A 16,989-nucleotide genomic window follows, 5' to 3' on the forward strand; every position below is an offset into this window, starting at 1 on the left:
GCAAGGGGGAAGCCTTGTGGGGAAGGCCCATAAGGCACCAGTTTTTCTCGGGGGAGGATTTCTGCATGACGGAAGTTTTGAGCACCACGCAGGCGCAATCAGTGCGGGTCACGGTGCGATTCCATATTTTTGAATTCCGCAAGGAGGCAGACGTTGCGCTGCCGCTGGCTGCCAGCATTGGGGAGTCTTTAGGGGAGCTGATGCAGCTTGTCGACGCCCCCATTTTCACCGTCCCACTCCAGGCAAGCACTGCGGGCGGCAAGGTCATCCCGCTTAGCACCATGCTTGAAAGAACACCGTTGCGTGATGGCTCGGTACTCATCATCGAGCCAGTCGAAGAGAAACCGGCACCGGTAGTGCGTGACGCGGCAGAAGCTCTAGCCCACAATGCGGCGGCGGGACTGCCAGCGCAATCCGCAACCGTGTGGGCAGGCGCCGGTTTGCTTGCCGCAAGCAGTATCATCGCAGCCACGCTGGGCATGCTTCCGGCCGCCCTGCTCGTTACACTAGGGGCATTCATACTGGCGTTATGGACGCGTTCGGCTCTCTTGACCTGCCTGTGTATCGCTGCGGCAGCCGTCGCGGGCTGGGTGTTTATCTCGCCCCAAGAAGCCGAACGCCCCTGGGCGCTCTGGGCCGGGTGCGTCGGTGCGCTTATTGCTCTGGCAGCCTGCCACGCCACCAAGTTAGGCGGGATGCGCTTGAGCCTTGCCACATTGACCACCGCATCGTTGTGCGCGATCGGCGCCGCCGGCAGCCTACTGCCCGGCGCGCAGGGCGCCGACCTCGTGGGCGCCCAGACACCGGAAGTAGTTCCCTCAGCAGGCGCTGCATGCGCGCTCGCTGCGACGGTGATACTGCTGGCCGGTGCGCCCTCCTTCACTACGCACCTAGTCGGGCTCAAGGTTCCGCAACTGCCCACCGCGGGACAAGCCCTCGACGTCTCGGACTCCGTGCAGGATGACGTGGATCAGCGCGCAGATCGCGCCGGGCTGGCCTACGAGGGCGTGTGCATCGGCGCTGCCGTGGCGGGCCTTCCAGCATTGGCGTTTCTTGCCGTAATGCCGGTGAGCTCTACCAACCTGGTGACGGTCCTCTTCGCCCAGCTCTTGTGCGTGGCACTCGCCGGCGCCACGGTGCTGCACGCGGTACGCCATGCCCGCGTGGTGTCATCGTGGGCGTTGACTGGGCTGGCATTGGCTGCCACGGCTGTGGCCGCTATCTATGCTGCCCGCTGCTGGAGCGCTCTCACCACCAGTCCGCCGTGGAGCATCTGGGTACTCAGCGCACTCGCTGTAGGTGTGCTCGCCGCGATGGTGTCCACTCCCCTGTGGGCGCCCAAGGTTGCTCTGGCTGCGCCCACCACGATTGCGTGGTGCGAGCGCGCTGAGACGCTCGCGATTGCGGCGTGCTTACCGCTAGCCGCACACGTGGCAGGCATCTTCCTTCTCATCCGTGGTCTCGGATAGGAAACGCCATGCAAGCTCAGGAGTCTTTTGCCTCAGGCTGCGCTCTCGCCCGCTCACTTCGGGTGGCGGCTACATTGATGCTTCTTGGGGTGTCGTTGATTCTTCCCGCGCCGGCGCAGGCCCGCGAACCTGACGTCGCATGCGCAGTGCCTATTCCTGCGGAGCGTTCACCGCGTTCCTCGCAGGAACAAGCGGCGTACCGGGCACGGCTGCATTCCTTTGCCACCGGTGAAGGAATCACCGTGGCCGTCATCGACACTGGTGTCAGCCCGCATCCGCAACTACGGACGTTACGCGGCGGCAGCGACTTCGTCACCCCGGAAGAACCCGATTCCCTACGGGATTGCGATATCCATGGAACGGCCGTCGCCGGCGTGATTGCTGGCTATGACATCGGCATCGCACCCCGTGCGGAAATTGTGTCTATCCGGCAGACCAGCGGGCACTACCGCCATCGCTCAGAGGACAACCTCAGTTCCTCCGGGACCTTGGAGACGCTTGCCGCTGCGATCAACAGCGCTCTGGATGAGCGAGCCAAAGTCATCAACATTTCTGTAATTTCCTGCGTTCCGCGCAAGGACGCACACCGGGTGGACACGCGCGATCTCGACGCCGCGTTGCAGCGGGCCGAGGATAGCGGTGCGGTGATTGTTGCAGCTTCCGGCAATGCGTCCTCGGGCGGCTGCACCAAAGAAGACGTGGTCTATCCTGCGCATGCTGCCACCGTGCTGGCCGTGGGCGCACTGGCAAACGCCCACGACGTCGCCGAGTATTCCATCCCTATTCACGACAAGGATCGTCGTCTCAGCGCCGACGGCCACGTGCCCTTGGCGCTAGCCCCTGGCGGCGAGTGGGCACGCGCCAAGACCACCGGCGACGGCCAGCCCTCCCCATTCCACGGCACCTCCTTTGCCGCACCGGTTCTCAGCGGAACCGTCGCCTTGCTCGCGCAGCGCTATCCGCATGAAAGCCCCGCGAAGCTGCGTGCCCGCATCTATGCTGCTGCCGAACCAGGCAACGGTTTCATCGATCCGCTCAGCGCCCTGACCTTCCACCAGGATCGGGAAAGCCCCAACGCGAGCGCTGATGCAGCTGCACCAGAAAAGTCCGTAGTTGTTCGGCCAGCCGCCGCTGAACGCAGTGTTGCGCCCGCGCGGTTGATGGCGCTCGTGGCCTCATTGGGCGGGCTTGTTGTCTTAGGCGCTACGCTGCGCCGAATTCGGGACGCGTGATTCCCAACCACGCGAAGAAACCGTTGAGGAAGTCCAGGTATCCGGTTGCCCATGACCCCCACAGAATGAGCGCGAAGACGAGCCAAATAATCACGATCAGCAAGGTGATGAGCAGCGCGCGGGTACGCATGGATTGACGGCCAAACCAGTCGAAGAAGCGATCGTATTGGTGAACACCCCACTCCAAAAGGTGACGGGCCCAGTGCACCTCAAGGGAGAGAATCCCGATTCCTACGAAGGTGGTGAGCCATCCTTGGCCGGGCAGCGGGATGGTGATGAGTCCGACGATCAGGATGGTCCATCCCAAGGTCAGCGTCAGTGGACGGACCAAGAAGCCGTACTTGGCTTCCTTTGAGCGCGAGTGCCGGTCACGAAAACTCTCTACGCGCTCATGCACCGCCTCGCGCATTGTTCCCATGCGCACTGATTCTAGCTACCTGTCCGGCCCGCCTGCATCTCTTCCGAGCACCGCTTTCAGCCGCGCAGCGCCTCATCTCGCTCCAGGGGCGATCCCTCAGGCAGAAGCCGCAAAATTTCCCAAGGAACCTGCACGTCACTGGTAGTCCCGAGAGCTTCCATGAGGGTGCCTTGGGAGACTGCATGCCGAAGTCCAGTAGCGGAAATCACATGGTAGCCATGACCACTGTCGACGCCCACCCCGCCAGCTTCTAGGCCCACGAACCGGTCTGCAGCGCTTTCGCCCGCCACGGCGACGCTGCCCGCGACTGGTGTGCTGAGAGCACCTCCGCCTTCGTCGTTGGCGCACAGCCAGCCCGCATCGGGGCCATGGAACTCGTACCTGGTAGAAGGCAGGTTGAAGCCTAATGGGGCGTCGCCAAGCGCTGCGACCTCCGTTGCTTCAGTGTTCAGGCGCTGCGCCCCCATCCCCACCAGCATCTCCGCCTGGGTGGGAGTAATCGCTGCTACTCCCTGCTCACTGCGCGCCCACAGGCCGTCACCGGTATCCAGGATCTTCGGTAGCTCCGCTGGAAAGGACAGCGGCGGCAACTCTGCGAAAGCATTGAGAAGCTCCTCTGAGACTTTCCACGTATACGTGTCATCGCGCAGCCCTAATGCGCGGCGCAGCACCCTGCCTTGTGTGCTCGTGTCCGCGGGCAATGCCACGCGCCCTGCCTCGGTGAGCAACCACTTCTTGCCACCGGACTCCACCAAGGCTGCGGCCTGCGCTGTGAATCCTTGCACATCCGCATTCGCCACGACGATGGTCTCTCCTGGGCGCCCCGCATCGTCGTCGATGGTCGTGAGGTTTTCATCGCCTACGTCTTCCTGCGGCGAATAGCAGGCTGCCCACGCCGAATGCGGCGAGGTGGGATCCGCCAGATAGTTCGGCGCATCTGCAATTCCCAGCGGCGCGCCTAGGCGGGCACCGCCCAGAAAGTCCGTGCCGATGGCATGCGGCGTCGCCGGCTCGCCCACAATCAAACGTGCGGACGTCAGATTAGCGACTGGATGGTAGGCCTCATTCACCAGAACAAAGAGCTGGCCTTGGTCCGTGCGCACGATGGGCGCATCCCCCGGATTGGGATTGGGTTGCAACCACGCCATAAGCCCCGAGCCAACCCCTAGAAAGGCCACGGCGATGATGCCGAAGACGAGCGCGCGGCGCCGCTTGGCGAGCGGATCATGAATCATCCGGATATCGCCCAGAACCAAGCCGTGTTCCACCCGTCGGCGCAGAAACTTATACCCTGAGACGTGTGCTTTTGTCGTAGGCATGGGACGAGCCATGCGAACCTCCCCCGAAATTCACGCGCAGTGCGCACCCCGCGGATGGCGTCAACGAACCCCTACCCTAAGGATTTTAAGGCGGCACCCCACCGCCTCACGCGACTGCGCTTATTTGTGTAAGTCTGCGCGCTACTTTAGCCCAACTGCACGTCATCCGCAGCGCGACGATCCCGAGTCACCGCCGCGCGCGCCGCGAGCTCCTCATCGGCCGGATAGTCCACACGTACCAAGCTCAATCCTTTGGCTGGCGCCAGCGGTATTTGGGAAGAACGCTGACTCTCAGCGAGCATCGCTGCGGCGAAGTCGACGTCGCGTGCACCCTCGCCCACGCGCAAGCAACAGCCCACCAAGGAACGCACCATAGACCAGCAGAAGGCATCTGCGCAGACGCGTGCTTCATAGAGCTGCGGCTCGGTGGGCGTGGAGACGTCCACCCACTCGAAGGAATGCAGGTCCCGGATGGTGGTGGCGTGCGGCTTGGCCTTACAGAACGCAGCGAAGTCGTGGAGACCCACCAAGGTGGTCGCGGCTTCCTGCATTGCGTCAATGTCCACCGGTTTTGGCCACTGCGCGGTATCCCGCGCGCGGGTCGGAAGTGCGCCGCGTGGGTGCGTGGTTATGCGGTAAACGTAGTGGCGCTGCAGTGCCGAGAAGCGGGCGTCGAATCCCTCTGGCGCCGCTGTGCAGGCATGCACACGAACGTCTTCAGGAAGGAGCTTTGCTAGACGACGCACCAATTTGGCCGGGTCCCCATCAATCGATCGCTGATCTAGAGCCTCCGACGGCACGTCGAAGTGCGCTACCTGCCCCGCGGAATGCACGCCTGCATCGGTACGCCCCGCGACGGTCAGCTCTACGTCGTGGCGCAGGATCATTGAGAGATTGTCCTCGAGAATCCCTTGGACTGTACGCAAATCCCCCTTCTGGCGGGCCCACCCGTGGAAGTCGGTGCCGTCGTAGGCCAGGTCTAGGCGAAGGCGAACGTTAGTCATGGATGCTGATCCTACCTAGTCGCTGGCATTCCACTCGCGATTGAGTTCCCAATCCTGGGACGCGCGCTGGCCCTTCGCGCTCTTGCTCACGCCCAGCTTGTTCAACGCGGCATAGCCAGCCCGCTTGGGGTGCTTTAGATTCTCCTTGGCCTGGCCGGCTTTGCGCTTGGCCTTGCGGGCGCCATCCCGAACAATGCGGGCTGACAAGCGCAGGCGCGGGTCCATGGGTTGCTCGGCTCCCCGGTACTCAAACACCGGCAGCGACCATCCGAAGTAGATCGCGGCCACGCGCAGCGCCAACGCCAGGCATACCGTGACTACGCCAGCGACCTCAGCGCTGAGCCCCAGCTCCATCAATCCCGCATAAGAAAAGGCAGCAAGAACAGAAATGGAGGCGTACAGCTCCGCGGACAAGACCAGCGGAATACGGTCGGACAACAAGTCACGCAAAATACCGCCAAAGACGCCGGTCAGCACCGCCGCCACGGCAGCGATAACCAACCCATGGCCATGTTCCAGGGCCTTCTGAGCACCAAGAACGCTGAATACCGCAAGGCCCAGGGCGTCGAGAAGCAGGAATACATGCCGGAAATAGTGCATGAGGAAGGACATGTAAACCGTGACGACGGCGGCGGCCACCACAGCCAAGAGGAAGCGCGGTTCCGCCACCCACGTCAACGGGTAGGCGCCCAGCACCATGTCACGGATCGTGCCGCCGCCCAATGCGGTGACAGCGCCCAACATGATGACGCCGAACAAATCCATTTTTTGCCGGCCAGCGGACAGCGCAGCGGTCATCGCCTCGGAGACGATGCCGATTACGTACAGCACAGTAAACAGCGGGGTCATAGAGTATACGTTCTGGTCGGGGTTATATGGCCCAGAAAGCATAACAAAAGGCCGCAGCCCCACCTAAGGTGGTTCTGCGGCCTAGTTAAGGCGAGAGAAGTTTACTTCTCCTCGGTCTCCTCAGCAGCGGTCTCCTCGACCTCTGCCTCGGTTGCCTCTGCCTTTGCTTCCTCAGCCTCTTCAGCCTTGGTCTCCTCGACCTTAGCCTCTTCAGCCTGCTTGGAAGCAGCTGCGCGGGTAGCGCGGTTAGCCTCGGAGGTCACGGTCTCCTCGAGAACGAGAGAGATCTGGGACATCGGGGCGTTGTCGCCGGTACGGTTCTCCAGCTTGATGGTGCGGGTGTAGCCGCCCTCACGGCCTTCGAACTTCGGGCCCAGCTCGTCGAACAGGTGCGCAACAACATCCTTGTGTGGGATGAGCTTCAGCACTGCGCGGCGGTCTGCAAGAGTGCCGGACTTAGCCTTGGTGATGATCTTCTCAGCGTAAGGACGAAGCATCTTCGCCTTAGCGTCGGTGGTCTTGATTGCGCCGTGCTCGAACAGGCTAGCAGCCAGGTTGCTCAGCAGGTGAGCCTGCTGGGTAGCGGAGCCGCCGAGACGGGCACCCTTCTTAGGGGTTGGCATTATGTACTCCTCGTGTGCGGATAAAGTGAGCGCGCGGTTGGACTGGAAAGTCCAGCCGCAGTTCAGTGTGGTGCTTTACTCGGAATCGTCCGCAGACGGATCCTTGAAGTCACCGGTTTCTGCGTCGTAACCTTCGAGCTGGGTTGGGTCGAAGTCCTCAGGGGTGTCCTTGAGAGCCAGGCCCAGGTTAGCCAGCTTGATCTTTACCTCGTTGATCGACTTCTGACCAAAGTTGCGGATATCCAGCAGGTCCGACTCGGTGCACTCTGCGAGCTCACCAACGGTGTGGATTTCCTGACGCTTCAGGCAGTTGTAGGAGCGAACGGAGAAGTTCAGGTCCTCGATCGGCATGCTGTAAGCCGCGATGTACTCCGTCTCCTGTGGGGACGGACCAATCTCGATGCCTTCAGCAGCATTGTTCAGCTCGCGAGCCAGGCCGAAGAGCTCGACCAAGGTGCCGCCGGCGGAAGCCAGGGCGTCGCGGGCAGAAATCGAGTTCTTGGTTTCGACGTCGATGATCAGCTTGTCAAAGTCGGTGCGTTGCTCAACACGAGTTGCCTCGACCTTGTAAGAGACCTGCAGAACCGGGGAGTAAATCTGGTCAACCGGAATGCGTCCGATTTCACCAGAGGTCGGTGCTGCTGGGACGTAGCCGCGGCCACGCTCGACGACGAGCTCCATGTCCAACTTGGCAGTGTCGTTCAGGGATGCGATGTGCAGATCCGGGTTGTGGATCTCCACGCCAGCCGGCGGCTGGATATCGCCCGCGGTAACAACACCTGGGCCTTCCTTGCTCAGGTACATAACAACCGGCTCGTCCGAGTCGGAAGAAAGAACCAAGCCCTTGACGTTGAGGATGATCTCAGAGACGTCTTCCTTCACACCGTTGATGGTAGTGAACTCGTGGAGAACACCATCGATCTTGATGGAAGTTACTGCTGCACCCGGGATGGAGGACAGCAGGGTTCGACGAAGGGAGTTACCGAGGGTGTAACCGAAGCCCGGCTCGAGCGGTTCGATGACGAACTTAGAACGAGACGAGTCGATGAATTCCTCGGTGAGCTGAGGACGCTGGGAAATGAGCATTGAAATTCTCCTTGTCGACGCCCGCTATATGACGCCGGTAGAAGGGGTAAAGACGAAGGTTTCGAAGATTCACTCTTCTCCGAATGCAGCCGGAGCAGCACTCGGTTACAAAGTTTACTTCGAGTAAAGCTCGACGATGAGCTGCTCCTGCAGCGGAACGTCGATCTGAGCGCGCTCGGGCAGCTGGTGCACGAGGATGCGCAGGGTGTCAGGAACGACCTGCAGCCATGCCGGTACGTTGGCATCGACGAGGCGGTCCTGAGCGTCTTCGAACCATTCCATCTTCTGGGAACGCTCACGAACATCGATGATGTCGTACTGCGAAACCTGGAAGGAAGGAACGTTGATCTTCTTGCCGTTCACGGTGAAGTGACCGTGGGAGACAAGCTGACGAGCCTGGCGACGGGTGTTAGCCAGACCAGCGCGGTAGACGACGTTGTCGAGGCGGGACTCGAGCAGAACGACCAGGTTGTCACCGGTCTTGCCCGGGCGGCGGTTAGCCTCGGCGTAGTAACGACGGAACTGACGCTCAAGGACACCGTAGGTGTACTTTGCCTTCTGCTTCTCCTGAAGCTGCAGCAAGTACTCGGACTCCTTGATGCGGTTGCGGCCAGCCTGTCCCGGTGGGTACGGGCGGCGCTCGAATGCCATGTCGCCGCCGACCAAGTCGACGCGCAGACGGCGGGATACGCGGGTAGCGGGGCCAGTGTAACGAGCCATTTTCTTACCTCTTCCTTTCCCTTAAACCTTGCGGCGCTTGGTTGGACGGCAGCCGTTGTGCGGCTGTGGGGTTGCATCCGTAATCGAGGAAACCTCGAGGCCTGCAGCCTGCAGGGAACGGATGGCGGTCTCGCGGCCGGAGCCCGGACCCTTGACGAAAACGTCAACCTTCTTCATGCCGTGCTCCATTGCCTTGCGAGCAGCGTTCTCAGCAGCCATCTGCGCAGCGAACGGAGTGGACTTACGGGATCCCTTGAAGCCGACGTGGCCGGAGGATGCCCAGGAGATAACAGCACCGGACGGGTCAGTGATAGACACGATGGTGTTGTTGAAGGTGGACTTGATGTATGCGTGGCCTGCGGCCACATTCTTCTTTACGACGCGACGGCCAGTACGACGCGCGCCGGAGCGAGTCTTTGGAGGCATGAATTACTTCTTCTTTCCTGCGATCGTCTTCTTCGGGCCCTTGCGGGTACGAGCGTTGGTCTTGGTGCGCTGACCACGGACAGGCAGGCCACGACGGTGGCGGATGCCCTGGTAGCAACCAATTTCAATCTTGCGGCGGATGTCAGCCTGAACCTGACGGCGGAGGTCACCCTCGACCTTCCAGGTAGCTTCGATTACGTCACGCAGCGCCGACAGCTGATCGTCGTCGAGGTTGTCGGTGCGCAGGTCAGGAGAAATGCCAGTCTTTTCCAGCAGTTCCTTGGCACGGGTTGGACCGATGCCGTAGATGTAGGTGAGAGCAACCTCCATACGCTTGTTGCGTGGGAGGTCAACACCAGCTAGACGTGCCATGTGGCGTGTCCTTTCGGGTTGTTACGATGGTTTTCTCCCTATCCGTCCCGCTCCATGCAGCACTTCGCCCGGGCCGATGCCGGATCTGTGGGCTACTTACCAGTGCGGGCTCAGGCCATCGCAGCCTGAGGTGAAGTGGGCATAGCGAGGCTATGCCGGTTGGGTAAGGAGGCTTACAGTGTTTACTTGTAGCGGTAGACGATGCGTCCGCGGGTTAGGTCGTAAGGGGACAGCTCCACAACCACGCGATCCTCAGGGAGAATGCGGATGTAGTGCTGACGCATCTTGCCCGAAATGTGAGCAAGAACCTTGTGTCCGTTGTCGAGCTCGACACGGAACATTGCGTTTGGCAAAGGCTCGATAATACGACCCTCGACCTCGATTGCGCCTTCCTTAGCCATAACCTCTACTTTTCTAGGCGGCAACAAGTGCGTGCCACCTGCATGTTTGATGTCTACTGCTTGGCGACGTCGCGATGAATAAGACCGCAAACATACACCAGCGTCCTAGCATACGCTGCACAGACGCAAACTCCAAACTCATCTACCTGCAGTGTCGTAGTGACACACCAAAACATGAAAAACCTCATTCCCTCCGTCGGCTCTTGCCGCAAAGGGAACGAGGAAATGTCTTAAAGCTTTAGTTGCTCCGAATTAGTAGATGACAACCTTGGAGCCGACTGGCACATCGTTCCAGAAACGAACAGCATCCTGGTGCGGCAAGCGGATGCAGCCGTTGGACTCGTAAGCCGGGGAGCCCTCGTGGAAGGCGTGGCCATTATTGGTGAAGTACATGGCGTAAGGCATCGGCGCGTTGTTGAACTCGCGAGAGATCTCATCCTTTACCTTGCGGTTGATGTAGAAGGTGCCGCGCGGGGTTTCCTGACCTGCCATACCAGCAGACATCGCAGATGCTACGTGGGAAACGTTGCCGTTGTCCTGCAGCCAAGTGCGCTTGCCGTCTATGTCAACGCAGACGCGTGCATCAGCCGGGCAAGGGCCGCGGTCAAACTCGTTGCGCTTGCGCTGTGCCTCAGCCTCACGTGCAGCCGCCTCAGCCGCAGCGCGCTCGCGTGCAACCTGCTCTGCGTGCGCACGCTCCTGTGCCTCTCGTGCCGCACGTGCTTCCGCGTTCTTCTGGTCAATCAGGCCTGGGAAGATAGCGTTGACTGCAGCGTCAACAGCCGGCTGAATAGCATCTGCCGCAGCTGGGTTTAAAACCTTGACCTGATCCAGAATCTGGTTACGGGTGTTCCAAGCCTGCTCGCGGGACTGACCGATGAAGTTATCGATCTGGGACTGTGCGTCAGAGCTGAGAGACTCAATGGAAGGAACGGTCTGCGCAGATGCAACCGGTGCACCAGCAAGAACAGAGACGGTCATTACACCAGCGGTCATAGGGGCAACAAGGGCGCGACGTGCAGAGAAAGATACGTTGCGGGGGCTGAATTTAGACATGGCAAAAAGTATAGACCCTAATGCAGGATCCGCATACTCAACTGGCCCTGAATGAGGAAAATTCTAGTAGCGCGGGGTGAGGATGCGCGGTCCGTCAGCTGTAGCGGCCACGGTGTGCTCCCAGTGTGAGGCGAGGCTGCCGTCAAGGGTGACCACAGTCCAATCGTCGTCAAGCACGGCGTTATCCTCCGTACCCAGGGTGAGCATCGGTTCAATCGCTAGTACGGAGCCTTCTTGAATGAGCGGGCCGCGGCCCGGCTTGCCCTCGTTCGCGAGATAAGGCTCTTCGTGCATGGTGCGGCCAATTCCGTGGCCGCCATATCCATCTACGATGAACAGATCCACACCGAACTTATCCTCGGCGCGGTAGGTGGCTTGCTCCAAGGCGTGTGATACATCAGTTAGACGATTCCCGGGGAGCATAGCCTTAAGTCCTTCCAATAGGACCCATTCAGTGGCGTCGTTAAGCGCAACTGCTTCTGGAGAAAGCTTGCCGACGCCAAAAGTCCAGGCGCTGTCCCCTACCCAACCGTCGAGCGTTGCACCACAGTCGATGGAGACCAAGTCGCCTTCAGCAAGAACGATGTCCTTGCCGGGGATCCCGTGAACAATGACGTCGTTGACAGACGCACAAATCGAACCAGGAAAACCCTCGTACCCTTTGAACGTAGGAGTTGCGCCCGCATCGCGAATGGTCTGCTCGGCCACCTCATCAAGTTCGAGGGTAGATACGCCAGACGCCGCAGCATCGCGTACTGCCTGCAATGCTTTGCCGACGATTTCACCGGCGGCCTGCATTGCGTCGAGTTCGCCCGGGGTACGGGCGGGAATTGCTTTGCTGCGGCGTCTAAAACCCATGAGTCTTACTTACCCATAGCCTTCAGGGTGCGCTCGTTGATCTCCTCAACGGTGCCCTCAGCCTTAACGTTGATGATGTCATCGCCGTAGTGCTGGATGAGCGGGAAGGTCTCGTCACGGTAGACACCGAGGCGGGTACGGATGGTCTCCTCGTTGTCATCAGCACGTCCGCGAGCAAGCATGCGCTCAACGACGACGTCCTCAGACACCTCGAAGTTGATAACGCCGTCGAGCTTCTGTCCCTTCTTCTCCAGCAGATCAGCCAAGATATCAGCCTGCTCCACGGTGCGTGGGAAGCCATCCAAGAGGAAGCCATTGGCAGCGTCGCCCTGGTTCAGGCGATCCTCAACCATGCGTGCGGTGACGTCAGTTGGCACCAGCTTGCCGGCATCGATGTAGGACTTTGCTTCAACACCAAGCGGAGTGCCCTGGCCGATGTTGGCGCGGAACAGGTCGCCGGTAGAGATGTGCGGGACGCCGAGCTTCTCGCTCAGGATAGCTGCTTGGGTGCCTTTGCCAGCACCGGGAGGGCCGAGGAGTACGTAACGCATTACTTGAGAAGTCCTTCGTAGTTGGATTGTAGGAGCTGGGACTCAATCTGCTTGACGGTAGTCAGAGCAACCGAGACCATAATCAGAATAGCGGTACCACCGAAAGCGGAGGTGCCGTTTGCGGAAGATTGGCCAACGCCGAGGTCCAGCAGGATATTCGGCAGGACAGCAATCGACGCAAGGTATAGGGAGCCTACGAACAGCAAACGGTTCATCACGAAGCCGAGGTACTGAGCGGTTGGGCGGCCCGGACGAATACCCGGGATGAAACCACCATACTTCTTCATGTTGTCTGCCTGCTCGGCAGGGTCATACTGGACCGAAACATAGAAGTAGGAGAAGAAGATGGTCAGGACGAAGTAAAGCACGATGTACTGCCACGAGCTTGGAGATTGCAGATGCGCAATCACATTGCGCTGCCACCAGTTATCCGGAACTACTGCAGAGCCAGAGTTAACGATCTGGGTGATGAGAACCGGCATGTAAATAAGCGAGGACGCAAAGATGACCGGGATAACGCCGGCCTGGTTGACCTTGAGCGGCAGGTAGGTGGAAGAGCCACCGTACTGGCGGCGGCCCACCATACGCTTTGCGTACTGGACTGGAATGCGACGCTGGCCCTGCTCGATGAAGGTGATGCCAACAACAAGGATGATCAGGCCAGCGACAACCATGGCGAAGACGAGGCCGCCGTTGTTCTTCATGATGCCCACGCCGTCGGTAGGCAGGCGAGTTGCAATACCCGCGAAAATCATCAGGGACATACCGTTACCGATGCCCTTCTCAGTGATGAGCTCACCCATCCACATAACGAGGATTGCACCTGCGGTCATCGTGATAACCAAGACAATCAAGGTGAAGAAGTTACGGTCTTCAGTAAGCACCGGGACGCCTTGGCCAAGCAGCTGCTCACGGTCTGCGAGAGCCACGATGCCGGAGGACTGCAACAGCGCCAGTGCGAGGGTCAGGTAACGCGTGTACTGCGTCATCTTGGCTTGACCGGACTGACCTTCCTTCTTTAGCTGCTCGAAGTGTGGAATGACCACGGTGAGCAGCTGGACGATGATCGACGCCGTAATGTACGGCATGATGCCGATGGCGAAGATGGAAAGCTGCAACAGCGCACCACCTGAGAACAGGTTGATGACGGAGTACAGGTTGCCGGACTCCTCAGTCAGGGTGCGCAGGCGGCCAGCGATGGACGCGTAATCAACACCTGGGGATGGAATCTGGGCGCCGATGCGGTAAGCAATGATCATCAAGATGGTGAAGATGATCTTCTTACGCAGGTCGGCGTCCTTAAAAGCCTGCAAAATGGCGGACACTACAAAATCCTCCTGGCCTTCCTACGCAGCCAACGCCTAAGGCAATAGGTGACAGCGTGGAGGTGGAACTCATCTGTCCTGTTCAGACCACCCGGGCACGCTAAACACTGCGAGCTATGGGAAGCCCTAAAGGACGGTTGAACACTTATGACCCTGCAAGCCTACCAGCCTGACCCAACGTAACCACAATGCAGGTAGGAATTGAGTAATAAAACGATAAAGGTGCCCGTCTCCCCTTGGGGAAACGGGCACCTAGCTCGTCAAGAATCGCGTTGATTACTTGGTAGCGGTGGCGGAACCACCAGCAGCCTCGATCTTCTCAACAGCGGACTTGGAGAACTTGTCAGCGGTGACGTTCAGCTTGACGCTGATGTCGCCGTTGCCCAGAACCTTAACCGGCTGGTTCTTGCGAACCAGGCCTGCAGCGACGAGATCTGCAACGGTGACGTCGCCACCGTTGGAGAATGCCTCTGCGAGGTCGGCAACGTTGACTACCTGGTAGACAACGTGGTTCGGGTTCTTGAAGCCCTTCAGCTTCGGCAGACGCATGTGGATCGGCATCTGGCCACCCTCGAAAGCAGCGGAAACCTGCTTACGAGCCTTGGTGCCCTTGGTACCGCGACCAGCGGTCTTACCCTTGGAAGCCTCACCGCGGCCGACGCGGGTCTTAGGCTTGTTTGCTCCTGCGGATGGGCGCAGGTCGTGCAGCTTGATGATATCAGCCATGGTTTACTCCCCTGCCACTTCTTCGACGGTGACCAAGTGGCGTACCTTCTGAACCATGCCGCGGATGATCGGAGTGTCCTGCTTTACAACAGACTGGCCGATCTTCTTGAGGCCGAGAGCCTCAATGTTCTTGCGGTGATTCGGCTTGGTACCCACCAGGCCCTTTACCTGAGTAATCTTCAGAGCCATTGTTTATGCCTCCTGACCTGCGCGCTTACGCAGCATCTGGGCCGGAGCAACCTCTTCGAGGGACTTGCCACGACGTGCGGCAACCTCTTCGGGGCGAACCAGCTGCTTGAGGCCGTCCACGGTAGCGCGGACGACGTTGAGGGCGTTGTCGGAGCCGAGGGACTTCGACAGGATGTCCTGCACACCAGCGCACTCCAGCACCGGACGTGCAGCACCACCGGCAATAACACCGGTACCAGGTGCGGCAGGCTTCATCATGACGATGCCAGCTGCGTCGCGACCCTCGACCGGGTGGGTGATGGTGCCGGCGATCATCGGGACGCGGAAGAAGTTCTTGCGAGCCTCTTCTGCACCCTTCTGAATTGCGGCAGGGACTTCCTTAGCCTTGCCGTAGCCGACGCCAACCATGCCCTGGCCATCGCCAACGACGACGAGAGCGGTGAAGGACATGTTGCGGCCACCCTTAACGGTCTTGGAGACGCGGTTGATGGTGACTACGCGCTCGATGTACTTATCGCGCTCGTTGTCCTGCTGATTACGACGATCGTTGCGACGACCGCCATTGTTGCGGTCGTTGTTACGACCGTTCTCGGCGGAGCGTCCGCCGTCACGCTTTTCACGGTCCGACATTAGGCGTTCCTTCCGTTGATGTTTCCGTTTGCCATGATCATTAGAACTTCAGACCACCTTCACGAGCTGCCTCTGCGAGAGCGGCAACGCGACCGTGGTACTTGTAGCCAGCACGGTCGAAGACAACTGTCTCGATGCCAGCAGCCTTGGCGCGCTCAGCGACCAGGGCGCCAACCTTGGCGGCCTTTGCCTTCTTGTCACCCTCGAGTGCACGAACGTCAGCTTCCATGGAGGAAGCTGCGACCAAGGTGTGGCCAGCCAGGTCGTCGATGACCTGGACGTGCATGTGGCGGGAGGAGCGGTGAACGACCAAACGCGGTGCCTCAGGGGTGCCGCGCAGGGTCTTACGGATGCGGAAGTGACGGCGTGCGCGTGCTTCGCGACGGCGGGAGGAGATGTCCTTGCCGATTGGGGTGCGCTTTGCGTTTTCAGTGTTAGCCATTGCTTACTTACCCGTCTTTCCGACCTTGCGGCGGACCTGCTCGCCTTCGTAACGAATGCCCTTGCCCTTGTAAGGATCGTCCTTACGCAGGCGGCGAATGTTAGCGGCGACCTGTCCGACCTTTTGCTTGTCAATACCAGATACGGAGAGCTTGGTTGCGCCATCCACAGCGAAGGTGATGCCCTCCGGAGCCTCGATGAGGATCGGGTGGGAGTAACCCAGAGCGAACTCGAGGTCCTTGCCCTTCTGCTGGACACGGTAACCGACACCGAAGATTTCCATCTTGATGGTGTACCCCTCGGTCACGCCAACAACAGCGTTGTTGACGAGGGAGCGGGACAGGCCGTGCAGAGCGCGGTGCTTGCGGTCATCATCTGGACGGGAAACCGTGATTACGGAGTCCTCAACTGCGATGGTGATTGGCTCTGGCAGAACGACGGTCTGGGTGCCCTTGGAACCCTTAACCTCGACCTCCTGGCCGTTTACCTTGATTTCAACGCCGGATGGTACGGCGATTGGTGCTAGACCGATACGAGACATGTGTCAATCCTCCCTTACCAGACGTAGGCGAGAACTTCTCCGCCTACGCCCTTCTCCTGAGCCTGACGGTCGGTCAGCAGACCCTGAGACGTGGAGATGATAGCCACGCCCAGGCCGCCAAGGACCTTCGGCAGATTGGTGGACTTTGCGTACACACGCAGACCCGGCTTAGACACGCGACGCAGACCAGCGATGGAGCGCTCACGGTTGTTGTACTTGAGGGTGAGCTTGAGCTCACGGTCCTCAACGGTGTAGTCAGCGATGTAGCCTTCCTGCTTCAAGATGTCGGCGATGCTTGCCTTGATCTTGGAGGTCGGCATCGACACGGTGTCGTGGTGCGCATGGCTTGCATTGCGCACGCGCGACAGCATGTCGGCGATAGGATCAGTCATGGTCATGTGAGTGACCGGTACCTTTCTCGTTGCGGTTCCCGCTACATTTCTTCCGAAACGCGCGAGCTTTAAGCTCACGCCCACCTAAGCGTTTTCCGTGTGATTTCGGGCTACTCACGCTCCCCACGGTCAATACCGTAAGGCGCTCGCCACCCTTTGATACATACAACGGGCCACCATGAACGGCGGGGGGCCTACAACAAAGTTGATGTTGTTAAATTCTTGTTCGGCTTGACGCTTTCTGCAGCTCACAGGGCCTAAATCCCAAGAAGATTTTGGCGCACTGCCGCCTCGGCGCAAGTCCGACCTGCCACTTTACTCGCTTACCTGCCCTTTTCCAAATCTCTCTCCCGGCGCAAGT

22 protein-coding genes are annotated in these 16,989 nt (G+C 59.8%); 2 read left to right on the forward strand and 20 right to left on the reverse strand.

Going from position 1 to position 16,989, the window contains the following annotated elements; genetic code table 11:
- The first annotated feature begins 65 nt into the window (after window positions 1-65).
- Window positions 66-1,469: a type VII secretion integral membrane protein EccD gene (gene eccD, locus CHU71_RS10940; protein WP_255456439.1), complete on the forward strand. Its 1,404-nt coding sequence runs from the start codon at window positions 66-68 to the stop codon at window positions 1,467-1,469.
- An 8-nt stretch (window positions 1,470-1,477) separates the two neighbouring features.
- A complete protein-coding gene (locus CHU71_RS10945) occupies window positions 1,478-2,701 on the forward strand; it encodes a S8 family serine peptidase (protein WP_147761070.1) in 1,224 nt (407 codons plus the stop codon).
- On the opposite strand, the gene CHU71_RS10950 is transcribed toward CHU71_RS10945, so the two are convergent.
- From CHU71_RS10950 to rpsH, 20 genes are all read right to left on the reverse strand, one after another.
- Entirely contained in the window at window positions 2,673-3,119 is a 447-nt protein-coding gene (locus CHU71_RS10950) for a TIGR02611 family protein (RefSeq protein WP_147761071.1), read from the reverse strand. The two genes, CHU71_RS10945 and CHU71_RS10950, sit on opposite strands and share 29 nt — an antisense overlap.
- A 56-nt stretch (window positions 3,120-3,175) precedes the next feature.
- Window positions 3,176-4,438, reverse strand: coding sequence for a type VII secretion protein EccB (gene eccB, locus CHU71_RS10955; protein WP_236593789.1), 1,263 nt, complete (start codon window positions 4,436-4,438; stop codon window positions 3,176-3,178).
- A gap of 146 nt (window positions 4,439-4,584) precedes the next feature.
- Window positions 4,585-5,442 (reverse strand): tRNA pseudouridine(38-40) synthase TruA, encoded by an 858-nt coding sequence (gene truA, locus CHU71_RS10960; protein WP_046646780.1) that lies wholly within the window; start codon window positions 5,440-5,442, stop codon window positions 4,585-4,587.
- A 15-nt stretch (window positions 5,443-5,457) separates the two neighbouring features.
- A complete protein-coding gene (locus CHU71_RS10965) occupies window positions 5,458-6,291 on the reverse strand; it encodes a trimeric intracellular cation channel family protein (protein ID WP_147761073.1) in 834 nt (277 codons plus the stop codon).
- Window positions 6,292-6,392: 101 nt separating this feature from the next.
- Window positions 6,393-6,914 (reverse strand): 50S ribosomal protein L17, encoded by a 522-nt coding sequence (gene rplQ / locus CHU71_RS10970; RefSeq protein ID WP_005527818.1) that lies wholly within the window; start codon window positions 6,912-6,914, stop codon window positions 6,393-6,395.
- A gap of 75 nt (window positions 6,915-6,989) precedes the next feature.
- A complete protein-coding gene (locus CHU71_RS10975; protein WP_005527816.1) occupies window positions 6,990-8,000 on the reverse strand; it encodes a DNA-directed RNA polymerase subunit alpha in 1,011 nt (336 codons plus the stop codon).
- A gap of 114 nt (window positions 8,001-8,114) precedes the next feature.
- The gene (rpsD, locus tag CHU71_RS10980) at window positions 8,115-8,720 is read right to left on the reverse strand and encodes a 30S ribosomal protein S4 (RefSeq protein WP_005527812.1); all 606 of its coding nucleotides are present in this window, start codon (window positions 8,718-8,720) and stop codon (window positions 8,115-8,117) included.
- Between the two features lie 21 nt (window positions 8,721-8,741).
- Entirely contained in the window at window positions 8,742-9,146 is a 405-nt protein-coding gene (gene rpsK / locus CHU71_RS10985; RefSeq protein ID WP_034656521.1) for a 30S ribosomal protein S11, read from the reverse strand.
- Window positions 9,147-9,149: 3 nt separating this feature from the next.
- Window positions 9,150-9,518: a 30S ribosomal protein S13 gene (gene rpsM / locus CHU71_RS10990; RefSeq protein WP_034656519.1), complete on the reverse strand. Its 369-nt coding sequence runs from the start codon at window positions 9,516-9,518 to the stop codon at window positions 9,150-9,152.
- Between the two features lie 182 nt (window positions 9,519-9,700).
- Window positions 9,701-9,919, reverse strand: coding sequence for a translation initiation factor IF-1 (gene infA / locus CHU71_RS10995; protein ID WP_004566852.1), 219 nt, complete (start codon window positions 9,917-9,919; stop codon window positions 9,701-9,703).
- A gap of 252 nt (window positions 9,920-10,171) precedes the next feature.
- Window positions 10,172-10,975: a L,D-transpeptidase gene (locus CHU71_RS11000; RefSeq protein WP_147761074.1), complete on the reverse strand. Its 804-nt coding sequence runs from the start codon at window positions 10,973-10,975 to the stop codon at window positions 10,172-10,174.
- A gap of 63 nt (window positions 10,976-11,038) precedes the next feature.
- Complete coding sequence (gene map, locus CHU71_RS11005) at window positions 11,039-11,833, reverse strand: type I methionyl aminopeptidase (RefSeq protein WP_147761075.1); 795 nt, start codon at window positions 11,831-11,833, stop codon at window positions 11,039-11,041.
- A 5-nt stretch (window positions 11,834-11,838) separates the two neighbouring features.
- Window positions 11,839-12,384, reverse strand: a complete 546-nt coding sequence (locus tag CHU71_RS11010) for an adenylate kinase (RefSeq protein WP_147761076.1) — start codon at window positions 12,382-12,384, stop codon at window positions 11,839-11,841.
- Window positions 12,384-13,709 (reverse strand): preprotein translocase subunit SecY, encoded by a 1,326-nt coding sequence (gene secY / locus CHU71_RS11015; protein ID WP_147761077.1) that lies wholly within the window; start codon window positions 13,707-13,709, stop codon window positions 12,384-12,386. The genes CHU71_RS11010 and secY overlap by 1 nt, the downstream gene beginning before the upstream one ends.
- 276 nt (window positions 13,710-13,985) lie before the next feature.
- The gene (rplO, locus tag CHU71_RS11020) at window positions 13,986-14,435 is read right to left on the reverse strand and encodes a 50S ribosomal protein L15 (RefSeq protein WP_086892066.1); all 450 of its coding nucleotides are present in this window, start codon (window positions 14,433-14,435) and stop codon (window positions 13,986-13,988) included.
- A 3-nt stretch (window positions 14,436-14,438) separates the two neighbouring features.
- Complete coding sequence (gene rpmD, locus CHU71_RS11025; protein ID WP_061920551.1) at window positions 14,439-14,624, reverse strand: 50S ribosomal protein L30; 186 nt, start codon at window positions 14,622-14,624, stop codon at window positions 14,439-14,441.
- A gap of 3 nt (window positions 14,625-14,627) precedes the next feature.
- Window positions 14,628-15,254: a 30S ribosomal protein S5 gene (rpsE, locus tag CHU71_RS11030; protein ID WP_005527787.1), complete on the reverse strand. Its 627-nt coding sequence runs from the start codon at window positions 15,252-15,254 to the stop codon at window positions 14,628-14,630.
- 40 nt (window positions 15,255-15,294) lie between these two features.
- Window positions 15,295-15,696, reverse strand: a complete 402-nt coding sequence (rplR, locus tag CHU71_RS11035) for a 50S ribosomal protein L18 (RefSeq protein WP_005527786.1) — start codon at window positions 15,694-15,696, stop codon at window positions 15,295-15,297.
- 3 nt (window positions 15,697-15,699) lie between these two features.
- A complete protein-coding gene (gene rplF / locus CHU71_RS11040) occupies window positions 15,700-16,236 on the reverse strand; it encodes a 50S ribosomal protein L6 (protein ID WP_005527784.1) in 537 nt (178 codons plus the stop codon).
- 14 nt (window positions 16,237-16,250) lie between these two features.
- Complete coding sequence (gene rpsH, locus CHU71_RS11045) at window positions 16,251-16,634, reverse strand: 30S ribosomal protein S8 (RefSeq protein WP_005527782.1); 384 nt, start codon at window positions 16,632-16,634, stop codon at window positions 16,251-16,253.
- Window positions 16,635-16,989 lie beyond the last annotated feature (355 nt).

Origin of the sequence: Corynebacterium sp. LK14, assembly GCF_008042215.1 — a bacterium.
Classification (GTDB): Bacteria; Actinomycetota; Actinomycetes; order Mycobacteriales; family Mycobacteriaceae; genus Corynebacterium; species Corynebacterium striatum.

Coding starts and splice junctions, on each gene's coding strand:
- eccB (WP_236593789.1), bottom strand. CDS start 4,438: ATGCCTACGACAAAAGCACACGTCTCAGGGTATAAGTTTCTGCGCCGA.
- map (WP_147761075.1), bottom strand. CDS start 11,833: ATGGGTTTTAGACGCCGCAGCAAAGCAATTCCCGCCCGTACCCCGGGC.
- truA (WP_046646780.1), bottom strand. CDS start 5,442: ATGACTAACGTTCGCCTTCGCCTAGACCTGGCCTACGACGGCACCGAC.
- rplO (WP_086892066.1), bottom strand. CDS start 14,435: ATGGCTGATATCATCAAGCTGCACGACCTGCGCCCATCCGCAGGAGCA.
- rpmD (WP_061920551.1), bottom strand. CDS start 14,624: ATGGCTCTGAAGATTACTCAGGTAAAGGGCCTGGTGGGTACCAAGCCG.
- rpsK (WP_034656521.1), bottom strand. CDS start 9,146: ATGCCTCCAAAGACTCGCTCCGGCGCGCGTCGTACTGGCCGTCGCGTC.
- CHU71_RS11010 (WP_147761076.1), bottom strand. CDS start 12,384: ATGCGTTACGTACTCCTCGGCCCTCCCGGTGCTGGCAAAGGCACCCAA.
- rplR (WP_005527786.1), bottom strand. CDS start 15,696: ATGGCTAACACTGAAAACGCAAAGCGCACCCCAATCGGCAAGGACATC.
- rpsH (WP_005527782.1), bottom strand. CDS start 16,634: ATGACCATGACTGATCCTATCGCCGACATGCTGTCGCGCGTGCGCAAT.
- rplQ (WP_005527818.1), bottom strand. CDS start 6,914: ATGCCAACCCCTAAGAAGGGTGCCCGTCTCGGCGGCTCCGCTACCCAG.
- rplF (WP_005527784.1), bottom strand. CDS start 16,236: ATGTCTCGTATCGGTCTAGCACCAATCGCCGTACCATCCGGCGTTGAA.
- rpsD (WP_005527812.1), bottom strand. CDS start 8,720: ATGGCTCGTTACACTGGCCCCGCTACCCGCGTATCCCGCCGTCTGCGC.
- CHU71_RS11000 (WP_147761074.1), bottom strand. CDS start 10,975: ATGTCTAAATTCAGCCCCCGCAACGTATCTTTCTCTGCACGTCGCGCC.
- rpsM (WP_034656519.1), bottom strand. CDS start 9,518: ATGGCACGTCTAGCTGGTGTTGACCTCCCACGCAACAAGCGTATGGAG.
- CHU71_RS10950 (WP_147761071.1), bottom strand. CDS start 3,119: ATGGGAACAATGCGCGAGGCGGTGCATGAGCGCGTAGAGAGTTTTCGT.
- eccD (WP_255456439.1), top strand. CDS start 66: ATGACGGAAGTTTTGAGCACCACGCAGGCGCAATCAGTGCGGGTCACG.
- infA (WP_004566852.1), bottom strand. CDS start 9,919: ATGGCTAAGGAAGGCGCAATCGAGGTCGAGGGTCGTATTATCGAGCCT.
- CHU71_RS10965 (WP_147761073.1), bottom strand. CDS start 6,291: ATGACCCCGCTGTTTACTGTGCTGTACGTAATCGGCATCGTCTCCGAG.
- rpsE (WP_005527787.1), bottom strand. CDS start 15,254: ATGTCGGACCGTGAAAAGCGTGACGGCGGACGCTCCGCCGAGAACGGT.
- CHU71_RS10975 (WP_005527816.1), bottom strand. CDS start 8,000: ATGCTCATTTCCCAGCGTCCTCAGCTCACCGAGGAATTCATCGACTCG.
- CHU71_RS10945 (WP_147761070.1), top strand. CDS start 1,478: ATGCAAGCTCAGGAGTCTTTTGCCTCAGGCTGCGCTCTCGCCCGCTCA.